The organism is Gordonia araii NBRC 100433, from assembly GCF_000241265.1.
Classification (GTDB): domain Bacteria; phylum Actinomycetota; class Actinomycetes; order Mycobacteriales; family Mycobacteriaceae; genus Gordonia; species Gordonia araii.
Genome location: NZ_BAEE01000066.1, coordinates 1 through 12,556, shown reverse-complemented (window position 1 = coordinate 12,556; position 12,556 = coordinate 1). Strand labels below are relative to the sequence as shown.

8 protein-coding genes are annotated in these 12,556 nt (G+C 68.9%); 6 read left to right on the top strand and 2 right to left on the bottom strand.

Translation table 11 applies throughout. The annotated features are described in order from the left end of the window. Positions 1 to 808 (top strand): AurF N-oxygenase family protein (locus GOARA_RS15395; protein ID WP_007323334.1); only part of this gene is annotated, 808 nt, incomplete at its 5' end. A 51-nt stretch (positions 809 to 859) separates the two neighbouring features. Then, complete coding sequence (locus tag GOARA_RS15390) at positions 860 to 2,359, top strand: 4Fe-4S binding protein (protein ID WP_007323333.1); 1,500 nt, start codon at positions 860 to 862, stop codon at positions 2,357 to 2,359. Between the two features lie 28 nt (positions 2,360 to 2,387). Here the strand turns inward: GOARA_RS15390 and GOARA_RS15385 are convergent, their stop codons facing one another. Further along, positions 2,388 to 3,818, bottom strand: a complete 1,431-nt coding sequence (locus GOARA_RS15385; protein WP_007323332.1) for a carboxylesterase/lipase family protein — start codon at positions 3,816 to 3,818, stop codon at positions 2,388 to 2,390. A gap of 142 nt (positions 3,819 to 3,960) precedes the next feature. Between GOARA_RS15385 and GOARA_RS15380 the strand changes: the two genes are divergently transcribed. Genes GOARA_RS15380 through GOARA_RS15365 form a run of 4 tightly spaced genes read left to right on the top strand, consistent with a single transcriptional unit; the run spans position 3,961 to position 9,500 of the window. Next, positions 3,961 to 4,665, top strand: coding sequence for a response regulator transcription factor (locus tag GOARA_RS15380; protein WP_050947310.1), 705 nt, complete (start codon positions 3,961 to 3,963; stop codon positions 4,663 to 4,665). A gap of 4 nt (positions 4,666 to 4,669) precedes the next feature. Beyond that, positions 4,670 to 6,154, top strand: coding sequence for a sensor histidine kinase (locus tag GOARA_RS15375; RefSeq protein WP_040523650.1), 1,485 nt, complete (start codon positions 4,670 to 4,672; stop codon positions 6,152 to 6,154). 44 nt (positions 6,155 to 6,198) lie between these two features. Beyond that, positions 6,199 to 7,467: a bifunctional glycosyltransferase family 2/GtrA family protein gene (locus GOARA_RS15370; RefSeq protein WP_007323329.1), complete on the top strand. Its 1,269-nt coding sequence runs from the start codon at positions 6,199 to 6,201 to the stop codon at positions 7,465 to 7,467. A 56-nt stretch (positions 7,468 to 7,523) separates the two neighbouring features. Further along, positions 7,524 to 9,500 (top strand): ArnT family glycosyltransferase, encoded by a 1,977-nt coding sequence (locus GOARA_RS15365; protein WP_007323328.1) that lies wholly within the window; start codon positions 7,524 to 7,526, stop codon positions 9,498 to 9,500. A 756-nt stretch (positions 9,501 to 10,256) separates the two neighbouring features. On the opposite strand, the gene GOARA_RS15360 is transcribed toward GOARA_RS15365, so the two are convergent. Then, a complete protein-coding gene (locus GOARA_RS15360; protein ID WP_007323326.1) occupies positions 10,257 to 11,660 on the bottom strand; it encodes a DEAD/DEAH box helicase in 1,404 nt (467 codons plus the stop codon). Positions 11,661 to 12,556: the final 896 nt, after the last annotated feature.

Here is a 12,556-nt window from a genome sequence, read left to right as displayed (position 1 = left end):
GATCGGGCGCCACCCGTGGTTCGCCGAGCAGCCGGTGGAGAAGCAGATCGCGATCGGCATGTGGCGCCAGGCCAACGTCGCCAAGGTCGGCCTCCAGTTCGAGTCGATCCTCATCCGCGGCCTCATGCAGTACTCCGACCGGCTGCCCAACGGCGCCAAGGAGTTCCGCTACACCACGCACGAGGCCAAGGAGGAGTGCAACCACACTCTGATGTTCCAGGAGTTCGTGAACCGAACCGGCGTCGACGTGCCCGGCGGTCCGCGGTGGTTCCGCCGGCTCTCGCCGATCGTCCCGCTGTTCTCGACCATCTTCCCCAGCGTCTTCTACTTCGGCGTGCTCGCCGGCGAAGAGCCGATCGACCACATCCAGAAGGACTTCCTCCGCAAGGACCAGAACCTGCACCCGACGATGCAGGCGATCATGCAGCTGCACGTCGCCGAGGAGGCCCGGCACATCTCCTTCGCCCATCACCTCCTGCGCGAGTCGATTCCCAAGAAGGGCCGGTTCCAGCGCTTCGTGCTCTCGCTGGTCATGCCGATCGTCATGCGGGTGCTGTGCAACGTGATCACCAAGCCGCCGCGTGAGTTCCGCCGGGAGTTCGGCATTCCGCGCTCGGTGTGGAAAGACCTGTTCTGGCGCTCGCCCGAGTCGCGCCGCTTCCTGGTCAACGTGTTCGGCGACGTGCGCATGCTCGCCGAGCAGTGCGGTCTGATGAACCCCGTCTCGGCGCGCGTATGGCGCCTGATGGGCATCTCCGGACGGCCGTCGCGCTACCGGAGCGAACCGACCTACACCGCCGCGGCGTAACCGCGACGCGCCCAGTCACGCCGGGACAGCCAGAAGAAAGCAGCCCCTTTCATGCCCCACGTCGTCACTCAGGCGTGCTGCGGCGACGCCTCGTGCGTCTACGCATGCCCGGTGAACTGTATTCACCCGACGCCCGACGAGCCCGATTTCGGCACCGCCGAGATGCTCTACATCGATCCGTCGACCTGCGTCGACTGCGGTGCGTGCGTCACGGCGTGCCCGGTCGGCGCCATCGTCCCCGGTCATCGCCTCACCGCCGAGCAGCAACGGTTCGCCGACCTCAACGCGGCCCAGTTCGACGTCGGTCTCTTCGCCTCCGATGCCCGGTTCCCGGTCGACATGGCCAAGCGGCTGCCGCTCGCGCCCGTCAGCACTCCCGAACCGCTGCGGGCCGGCCCCCAGCACGTGGCGATCGTCGGCTCCGGACCGTCGGCGATGTATGCCGCCGACGAGCTGCTCCGCCTGCCCAACGTGACCGTGACGATGTACGAGCGGCTCTCGGCGCCCTTCGGCCTGGTCCGCTACGGAGTGGCGCCCGACCACACCGCCACGCGCACCGTCATGCGCCTCTTCGACCAGATCGCCGGCCACGATCGGTTGCGGATTCTCCTCAACTGCGAGATCGGCCGCGACATCACGCTCGACGAACTCCGCGCGCGCCACGATGCCATCATCTGGGCCGGTGGTGCACCGACCGATCGCCCGCTGAACGTTCCCGGTAACGACGCCGAAGGCTTCGCGTCGGCGACCTCGCTGGTCGGCTGGTACAACGATCACCCGGACTTCGCCGATGAGCAGTTCGACCTGTCCGGACCGCGGGTAGTCATCATCGGGAACGGCAATGTCGCCCTCGACGTGGCCCGCATCCTCACCTCTGATCCGGCGCAACTAGAGGCGACGACCATTTCCCGCACCGCACTGGATTCCTTGCGGCACAGCGGAATTCGGGAAGTCCTGGTCGTCGGCCGGCGCGGTCCCCTGCAGGCGGCGTTCACCCTCCCCGAGTTGGTCGGCCTGGCCGATCACGGCGAGGGCACCGCGAACATCGTCGTCGACCCCGCCGAAATCGACGCGCTCGCCACCGAGCCCACCGACGTCACGGAGCAGGAGAAACTCGCCCTGCTGCGCGAACTCGCGCAACGGCAGCGCGGCGACGGCCCGGTGATCCGATTCGCCTTCGGCCTCGCCCCCACGGAGATTCTCACCGACGACGGCGTCGTCACCGGCGTCCGCTTCGCACGGAACACGGTCGCGGCCGACGGCAGCGCGACGCCGACCGGCGAAATGGTCGATGTCGATGCCGGGCTGGTGTTGTCATCGATCGGCTACCACGGTGTGGCGGTTCCCGGCCTCCCCTTCGACGAGAAGCGCGGCGTCATTCCCAACGACGGCGGACGCGTCATGGACGGCGACGTTCCGGTGTCGGGGATGTACGTCACCGGATGGATCAAACGCGGGCCGTCCGGATTCATCGGAACCAACAAGACCGACTCGGCGCAGACGGTCGCGTCGTGGCGCGCCGACGTCGAGGCCGGGGTCCTCGCCCGCTGACGCGGCCCTCGATCTCGCCGCCCGCGACTCAGTCGAAGCGCTGCACGGTCTGCTGCGGCAGGTACCGTCCCCAGCCGGGGTCGCCAGTCTTGGCGAAGCTCACCCAGGCCGAGTGCATCGCGTCCGCGACCGCCTGCGGAGCGTCCGGGCCGATGAGCCGGCGACCGGCCTCGAGGTGGTCGAACACGTAGGGGATGTCGACGGCGTGGCCGGCACCGATGCCCGCCTCGTCGTTGGGCACGCCGAACTCGTAGATGTAGGTCTGGTCGTCGGGGCGCAGTTCGGCCAGTTTGAGGGTTCCGCTGCGAAACGCGATGTCGGTCAGCACCATGCACAGCGCGTCTCCGGGCGCGGCTCCCGCGGCCAGATGCTCGTCGAAGGACTCGACGGCGCCCCGGTAGCCGCCGATCATTCCGCGCGCGAACTCGGGGGTGGCCTGGGCCGCGACGCCGGTCGGGACGAGGAAGAACCGGAACTCGTCGGCGTTCCAGCCGGCGATCAGCGGTATGTCCCGGCCCGCGCCCGCCGCGATCGAGGCTTCGGGGACGTTGGGCAGCACCTGCGAGTCGACGACGGGAAGCATCGTCATGATGCCCAGGCCGACCTCGATGACCGTGGACCCGAAAATCTCCGGGTCCGGATTGAGCGTCGCCTCCAGGGCGAGATCGGTCTGGGCTTTGAGCAGCTCCGCCGACGACACCGATCCGAGGCCGGCGACATCCGGACTCACCCCCAGCAGCCCGGCGAGACGGGCGGTCACCTTCCTCGCGTCCTCCACGGCGACTGCGGTGTTGCCGTTGCCGCTCTGCATGATCGCCCGGTGGAACAGGCCGTTCGCCAACGGCGACGACATCAGCGACGCGACGCTCATCGCACCGGCGGATTCGCCGAAGATCGTGACCCGTGCCGGGTCGCCGCCGAACGCGGCGACGTTCTGCTGAACCCACGTCAGCGCGGCGATCTGGTCGAGCAGCCCGCGGTTCTCCGGCGCCCCGTCCACCGAGGCGAATCCGGGGACGCCGAGGCGGTAGTTGATGCCGACGAAGACGACGCCGTCGCGGGCGAAGGTCTCGCCCGAATAGATGCCGACCCGGTTCGACCCGCGTGCGAAGGCGCCGCCGTGGATCCACACCATGACCGGCAGTCCCGACGCGGACGGATCCGGCGTCCACACGTTGACGTTGAGGTAGTCGTCGCCGAGTTCGATGGCGTTCTCGAACAGCTTCGCGATCGGCGCCGGATAGCCGACCTGCGGAGCGGTCGGCCCGTACGCGGTCGCGTCGCGCACGCCCTCCCACGGTTGCACGGGTCCGGGCGGCGCGAAGGCGGCCGCGTCGACCGGCGGCGCAGCGTAGGGGATGCCGAGGAACGCCGATACGCCGTCGCGGACTTTTCCGCGGACAGCGCCGGAAGTGATCGTGACGGTGGGTGCGGTTGACGTCTCAGCTAACTCGGCCATGGGCTTCAACCTACTCATCCACCGCCGCGGCACCATCGGATTGGGTCACGCGGGGTTCACAGCCGGCGCATAGGAAGGACCTAGGCAAGACCCATCGGCGCACCGAATACTGGAGGACGTGACCGTACCCAACCGCGTCGTGATGCAGCGAGCCGACGGATCGCCGATCAGCGCTCTCGTCGTCGACGACGAGGCGGTCCTCGCCGAGATGGTGTCGATGGCCTTGCGATACGAAGGCTGGACGGTCGCCACCGCCGGCGACGGAGCGTCGGCGATCGCGGCCGCCCGGGAGAACCGCCCCGACGTCGTCGTCCTCGATGTGATGCTGCCGGACATGAGCGGCCTGGACGTTCTGCTGCGACTGCGCGAACTCAACCCGGTACTCCCCGTTCTCATGCTGACCGCGAAAGATTCGGTGGAGGACCGGATCGCCGGGCTCACCGCGGGCGGCGACGACTACGTCACCAAACCGTTCAGCATCGAAGAGGTCGTCCTGCGGCTGCGGGCGCTGCTGCGCCGGGCGGGCATCACCGTGGAAGACGGCAGCGCCCAGATCGTCGTCGGCGATCTCGTCCTCGACGAGGACAGCCACGAGGTGATGCGCGACGGGGAGCCGATCACGCTGACGTCCACCGAATTCGAGCTGCTCCGCTTCCTGATGCGCAACCCCAAGCGCGTGCTGTCCAAAGCGGAGATCCTCGACCGCGTCTGGGACTACGACTTCGGCGGCAGGTCCAACATCGTCGAACTCTATATCTCCTATCTGCGGAAGAAGATCGACAGCGGGCGCGAACCGATGATCCACACGCTGCGCGGGGCTGGCTATGTCCTCAAGCCCGCAACCTGACCCGATGCGGGCATTCTCGCCGAGCACGTGGTCGCTCCGGTCGCGGCTCTTGGTCGGACAGGTGGTGCTGTTGCTGCTCGTCTGCGTCGGCGTCGGCGCGGCCACCGAACTCGCGCTGCGTCACTACCTGGTCGACCAGCTCGATAGGAGCGTCAGCGAGTCGTTGCACCGGTCGGTCGTCATGTCCGATCACCCCCCGCCCGATCGCCCCGACGGCACACGGCCCCGCCAGCGCCCCGGGCCGGGCCCGGAGTTCCTCGATGCCCCCGGCCAGCCCACGGGGCTGGTCACCGTGGTGGAGCGCCGGGGCGGATGGCTGTCCGCGGGTGCGCTGGCGACCGACGGATCGAGGATTCCCCTGAGCGATCGCGCGACCGCACAACTGGCCGCGGTCATCCCGGGGCACGATCCGGCGACCCTCGACGTCGACGAGAAGGGCGCCTACCGGGTCGCCGCGAGGGTCAGCCGACGAGGCGAGACGATCGTCGTCGGACTGCCGCTGTCCGGCGTCAACGCCACGATGTGGCGAGTCCTGCTGACCATGGCGGTGGTCGCGGCCGCGGCCCTCGTCGCCGCGACGACGCTGGGAATCGTCATCACCCGTCGCGCCCTCGCACCGTTGACCAGGGTCGCCGGGACCGCCAGGCAGGTGGCGAATCTGCCGCTCGACCGGGGCGAGGTGGCGCTGCCGGTGCGCGTCCCCGAAGCCAACGCCGATCCCAACACCGAGGTGGGACAGATGGGATCGGCGCTGAACCGCATGCTCGATCACATCGGTGCCGCACTATCCACCCGTCAGGCCAGCGAAACGCGGGTGCGCCAGTTCGTCGCCGACGCCAGCCACGAACTGCGTACGCCGCTGACGGCCATCCGCGGCTATGCCGAGCTGGCCCGTCGCCACGGCGACGATGTGCCGCCCGAGGTGGCCCACGCCATGGGCCGCGTGACGTCGGAGGCCGAACGGATGACCCACCTCGTCGAAGACCTGTTGCTCCTCGCCCGCCTGGATTCGGGCCGCCCGCTCGAGCGCGAGGAGGTCGACCTGTCGCAGCTCGCCGCCGACGTGGTCAGCGATGCGCATGTGGCCGGCCCCGACCACGAGTGGCGACTCGACCTGCCCGACGACCCGGTCCTGGTCACCGGTGACTCGGCCCGTCTGCATCAGGTCCTGGTTAACCTGTTAGCCAACGCGCGGGTTCACACGCCGCCGGGGACCGTCATCACGACCGGTTTGACGGCCGATGCGGCAACCGCTGTGCTCACCGTCGCCGACGACGGCCCCGGGATCGACCCGGCGCTGCAACCCGAGGTGTTCACCCGTTTCGCCCGTGGGGATAGCTCGCGTTCCCGCAACGGCGGCAGCACCGGCTTGGGGCTTTCCATCGTCGACGCGGTGATCAAGGCCCATCACGGGACCATCGCCCTGCGCAGCGAGCCGGGCAGCACCGAGTTCACCGTGCGCCTGCCGAGGTCCATAGCCAACGCATAGCCGCGACCCATTCGCACCCCATTTCGGGCTTTGACGATGAAGTCATGACCGTCCTCATCGACCAGTCCGAGCACCCGGTATCCCGACGCACCGTCCAGCGGCCGCGCCCCAACGCCGCACGGGTCGCGGCGCAACGCGGAGTCCCCGTGCTCGACGTCGTGGTGCCGGTGTACAACGAGCAGGCCGCGCTGGTGAACTCGATCCGCCGGCTACACGGATTTCTCCTCGAGCAGTTCCCGTACACGTTTCGGATCACCATCGCCGACAACGCGAGCACTGACCGAACCCCGGCCATCGCCGCCGGCCTCGCCGTGGAGATCGCCGAGGTCCACTACGACCGACTCGAGCGCAAGGGCCGCGGCCGGGCGCTGCACCTGGCGTGGTCGGCGTCGGACGCACCGGTACTGGCCTACATGGATGTCGACCTGTCGACGGATCTGGCGGCACTGCTGCCGCTGGTGGCGCCGCTGGTGTCCGGGCACTCCGACATCGCGATCGGCTCACGGCTGTCACGCGGCGCGCGGGTCGTGCGCGGACCCAAACGGGAGTTCATTTCCCGCTGCTACAACCTGATCCTGCGCTCGGCCCTCGCCGTGCGTTTCTCCGACGCCCAGTGCGGCTTCAAGGCCATCCGCGCCGAGGCCGCCCACCTGCTGCTGCCGCATGTGGAGGACACCGGGTGGTTCTTCGACACCGAGCTGTTGGTCCTCGCCCAGCGGTGCGGGCTGCGGATCCACGAGGTGCCCGTCGACTGGGTCGACGATCCCGACAGCCGCGTCGACATCGTCGCGACCGCCGTCGCCGACTTGAAGGGTGTGGCCCGGCTCGCGAAAGGATTCGCCACCGGTGACATCCCCATCCGGGCGCTGGCCGCACAGTTCGGCCCACAGCCCGGCACGCTCCGAACGCCGTCGCTGCTGCGTCAGGTCGTCTTCTTCGGCACCGTCGGCGCGCTCAGCACCCTTGCCTATCTGCTGATGTACCTGGCTCTGCGCGGTCCGCTCGGCCCGCAGGCCGCGAACTTCGCGGCACTGCTGACCACCGCGGTCGCCAACACGGCCGCCAATCGCCGGTTCACGTTCGGAGTGCGCGGCCGGGCCGGTGCCGCGCGCCATCAGGCTCAGGGTCTGGTGGTGTTCGGGATCGGGCTGGCACTGACGAGCGGATCACTGGCGCTACTACATTTCGTCGCCGATCCGCCCCGGTCCGTGGAACTGGTCGTCTTGGTCGCCGCCAACCTTGTCGCGACCGCCGTCCGCTTCGTGCTGCTGCGGGGCTGGGTGTTTCGCCACCGCCGAAGCCCTGTGCTTTGACCGCCGCGGACCCCACACGTTCGCCCCGACCCCCAACCTCGATCAGGAGAACCACTATGACCATCGTCGACGATCAGCCCGTCACCGGGCCCGCCGCACCCGCATCCGCCTGTCCCGCCTCCCGGCCGTCGCGCTGGCTGACCAGAGGGGCCACGACGTGGGAACGCCCGGCCCTCGCCTCGCTGCTGGCATTCACCACGGCCGTCTATGCGTGGGCGCTCGGATCGATCGGCTGGGCCAACGAGTATTACGCCGCTGCCGCGCAGGCGGCGACCCAGAGCTGGACGGCGTGGCTGTTCGGCTCACTGGACGCCGGCAACGCGATCACCGTCGACAAACCGCCCGCCTGCCTGTGGGTGATGGGCCTGTCCGGGCGAATCTTCGGTTTCAGCCCCTGGAGCATGCTGCTCCCCCAGGCGTTGATGGGGGTCGCGACGGTCGCGCTGCTGTACTTCGCCGTCCGGCGCACCAACGGAGTAGGGGCCGGGCTGATCGCGGGCACCGCTCTGGCACTGACGCCGGTCGCGGCGTTGATGTTTCGCTACAACAACCCTGATGCGCTGCTCGTGCTGCTGCTCGTCGGCGCCGCCTATTGCGTCATACGGGCACTGGACGGCAATCCGACGCGGTGGGTCGCTCTCGCCGGGTTCGTGGTGGGCTTCGCCTTCCTGACCAAATTGCTGCAGGCGTTCCTGGTGCTGCCGGCTTTCGCGCTGGTCGTCCTCGTCGCGCTCCCCGGTTCCTTCTGGCACCGGCTGCGCGTGGGGCTCGTCGGTGTGGCGTCGGCGATCATCGGTGGCGGCTGGCTGGTCGCACTGGTCGGCGTGTGGCCGGCCGGCTCGCGCCCGTACATCGGGGGCTCGACCGACAACAGCCTGCTCCAGCTCGCGTTGGGCTACAACGGAATCGGCCGCGTCGTCGGTGGGAGCGGCAATCCGACCGGCGGTTCGGGCGGGCCCGGGTTCGGCCCCGGCGCGGGCACGGGTTCAGGTCCAGGGCCGGGGCCAGGGCCCGGCAACGGTTTCGGCGGCGATCCCGGCTGGTTGCGGTTGTTCGGTGATGCGATGGGTACCGAGATCGCGTGGCTGCTGCCCGCGGCCCTCATCGCGCTGATCGCGGGGCTGTGGCTGGGGCGCGGCGCGGCACGTACCGACACGACGCGTGCGGCGCTGCTGCTCTGGGGTGGATGGCTGTTTGTCACCGCTGTGGTCTTCAGCCACATGAAGGGGATCATGCATCCCTACTACGCGGTGGCGCTCGCTCCCGCGATCGCGGCGATTGCCGGGATCGGCGTGCACATGCTCTGGACCCGCCGCGATGCGCTGCCCGCCCGGTTGACTCTCGCCGGCATGCTCGCGTTGACCGGGGTGTGGAGCTTCGTCCTGCTCGGCCGGACACCCGAATGGCTGCCCTGGTTGCGCTGGGTGCTGCTCGTCGGCGCGCTGGTCGCGGCTGTGCTGCTCGTGGCGGGATTGCGGCGCTCCCGGACGGCCGCCGCGATAGCCGCAGCGGCTCTCGTGGTCGGGCTGGGCGGAAGCGGCGCCTACACGCTCGCCACGGTGGGCCACACCCAGGACAGTTCGATGCCCGCCTCCGGGCCCGTCCGGACCGGCGAGGGTTTCGGGCCGGGGCACGGTCCCGGGATGGACCGGCGCGAGGTCGCCAACCGGCTACGCGAAATGCTAATCGCCACCGACCACCGTTGGGCCGCGGCGACGACCGGTTCGCATTCATCGGGTGCGCTGCAGCTGAGTAGCGGCCGGCCGGTCATGGCGATCGGAGGTTTCACCGGATCGGACAACGCGCCGACGCTGGAACAGTTCCAGCGCTACGTCCGCGACGGTCAGGTCCGCTATTTCGTCGTCGACGATCGCGGACCGGGCAAGCGGGGCGGATCCGGCGGACCGGGCGACGGTCGCCCTCGCGGCCCCGGCGGCCGAGGCGGGTCCAGTACCGCGATCACCGAATGGGTGCAGGCGAACTTCACCGCCAGCAGTATCGAGGGAACCACGGTCTTCGATCTCCAACGATGAACGACGAGCGACTCGGCCCCACCGGAATCGGTGGGGCCGAGTCTTTTTGCGGCGTCCTCACGAACTGAGGATCAGGACCCCCAGAACGGGGCGAGGGGCGGACGGGGACCGCGGCCGCGCGGACGCGGACCGGGACCGTGGGGACGGGGGCCGGGGCCGTGGGGACGGGGGCCGCGCGGACCACCGCCGTGCGGGCGTCCACCTGGACCACCGGGGCCTCCCGGGCCGCCTGGACCTCCTGGACGTGGCATGTTTGCCTCCTCATATCGGATATCGGGTGAGAATCGGGCCGATCGACCCGACTGCACCGAGGCTAGGAAGCCGACATGTGCGTGGGCCCTCCCGAAGCTATGTGCCGGCTATGAGTCACCGTTCGGGCCGTACGGCGCGCCGGATCGATTTCATCGACGCCCGGCAGCCCGAAGCGCCCCCGACCGCGGTGGTCGGGGGCGCTGAGAGAAAGGACTATGCGCGTTGCGGTCAGCGGCGGTGCTGCGGCTGGTGGCGCTGATGAGGGCGCTGCGACCGACGACGACGCGGCTGCGGCTGCGGGAACCGGCGACGGACCTGGGGACGGTTATTGTGACGCATTGTTGCTCCTTGTTTCGTTGGACCGGATCGGTTGATCCGATGACTCCAACTTATGAAGGCGCGCTATGCGTCAACCCTTCCTCAGCTATGCGTTCGATAAGCGCTGAACCGCACAGAAACGAGCAGCTTCGCCAGCATTCGCGCGGATCAGAATTCGCGCGAGGGTCAGACCGCGGCCCGCTGCCGGTTGCCGCGACGGGCGCCACCGGATCGGTTCCCGCCGCCGTGTCCACCGCGCGAAGCGCTGCCCGAGCTGCGGTTCCCGTTGCCCTGGTTGCGCGACCGGGCGCGGCCCGACGCTCCGCCACCGTTGTTCTGGCCTCCGCGGCCACGGCCGCCGCTGCGTCCACGGCCTCCGCTCGACTGGGTGGCAGGCGCCGGCGCGGGAGCGGGCTCGACCCACTCGGCGCGCGGGCCGACGAGTTTGTCGACCGACTCGGACTTGGCGGTCACGAGTTGAGGCTTGACGTCGATCTTGGCGCTGCGCAACAGCTTCCGCAGGTCTCCCCGCTGTTCGGGAAGGCACACGGTCACCACGTCGCCCGCTTCGCCGGCACGCGCCGTGCGCCCGGAACGGTGCAGGTAGGCCTTGTGCTCGGCCGGAGGGTCGACGTGGACGACGAGCTCGACGCCGTCGACGTGGACGCCGCGAGCCGCAACGTCGGTGGCGACCAGCACTCGTGCGCCATCTCCGCCGAAGGCGGCGAGGTTCCGGTCGCGCTGGTTCTGGCTCAGGTTGCCGTGCAGGTCGACCGCGGGGATGCCCTCGGCGGTCAACTTACGCGCCAACTTCTTCGCCTGGTGCTTGGTGCGCGTGAACAGGATGCGCCGGCCGGTGCCGGATGCCAGTTCGCGAACCAGTGCGTGCTTGTCAGCAGCGTTCGCCGACTCGAAGACGTGGTGGGTCATCTTCGCGACCGGCGAGTTGGCCTCGTCGACCGAGTGAGTCACCGGGTCGTGGAGGAACTTGCGGACGAGCTTGTCGACACCGTTGTCCAGCGTCGCCGAGAAGAGCAGCCGCTGACCGTCGTCGGGGGTGGCGGAAAGGATGCGGGTCACGACCGGCAGGAAGCCGAGGTCGGCCATGTGGTCGGCCTCGTCGAGCACGGTGATCTCGACGTCGTCGAGCTTGACGATGCCCTGCTTCATCAAGTCGTCGAGGCGGCCCGGGCATGCGACGACGATGTCGACGCCGCGACGGAACGCCTGCTCCTGACGGGCCTGCTTGACTCCGCCGAACACCGTCGTCACCGAGAGACCCATGGCCTGGGCCAGCGGAGTCACGGTGTCGGCGATCTGGGTGGCCAGCTCGCGCGTCGGTGCCAGCACCAGTCCGGTGGGCCGGCCCGGCCGGGTGGTCACGCCGATCTCGCGCAGTCCGGCGACGAGCGGGATGGAGAAGGCGAGAGTCTTACCCGATCCGGTCTTTCCGCGACCGAGCACGTCGTCTCCGTCGAGCGTATTGCCGAGGGTCGCGGCCTGGATCGGGAAGGGTTCGGTCTTTCCTTGGGCGGCGAGCGCTTTCACGAGCGCGTCGGGCACACCAAGGGAGGCAAAAGTGGTGGTCATATGAAAGGTGCCTTTCCGGCAGCATGGATTCGCCGGGCGCGCGGGTGCCATTGGTTTCGTTCGGGCACTGCGCACCGGGGGATGCGAATCGCAGATGGCGAAGACGCCCGGGTGGGCGCATTCGTTCGCCGTTGTGAAGTCAACTGGCCGGTGAGGGTCCGGCGGAGAAGAAGCGTTCTAACGACGCATGACAGTGCGTTGACGCCTGTCAGTTGTCACTCAGCCTACCCGACCGAAGCGATTTCTCGTGATCGGACGATAGCGACGTTGCTCACAGCCCCGGTCGGGTCGGGACCGGCCTCGTCGTGTGACGTGGCCGGTCCCGACCGTTTCCGGCGGTGCCCTGTTGTCCATATGTGATTCTCAAGGAACGTGTGCGGTCCTCACGGGTGAGGTGCGGGTCTTGGTTGTCGGGTTGGGTGGCTTGATTTGGGTGGTCGAGTGAATCCCGAGCTTGCGAGGGATCTGTATCGAGACCCTGGCGGGTGGGTTAGGTGGCGGCGTGTGTGGCGTGGGTGAGGGTGCGTCGTTGGTGGCAGCGGATCCAGTCCTTCCCGTTGGGGGCTTGGAACCAGGGGTGGTGGTCGGTGCCGATGTGGACTTGCCAGCCGTGGCAGTGGATGGCGGTGTGGTGGTGGTAGCTGCAGAGCAGCACCAGGTTGCTAGCAAGCTCTTAATACACCCGGTGGCCGAACGGCCTGATCCAGGACGCGTCTGGGCTGATGTCGGGGTGCCTGAGGTTGACCCCGTTCGGTGGACATCCTGATAACCGGCCGAGAGGCTGGTCGGGAGAGGATGTTTGTTATGGGTTCGAAGAGGAAGAGCTACACGCCGAAGTACCGGCATGATGCTGCGCATCTGGTGCTCGATACTGGACGGACGACCGCGGAGGTGGG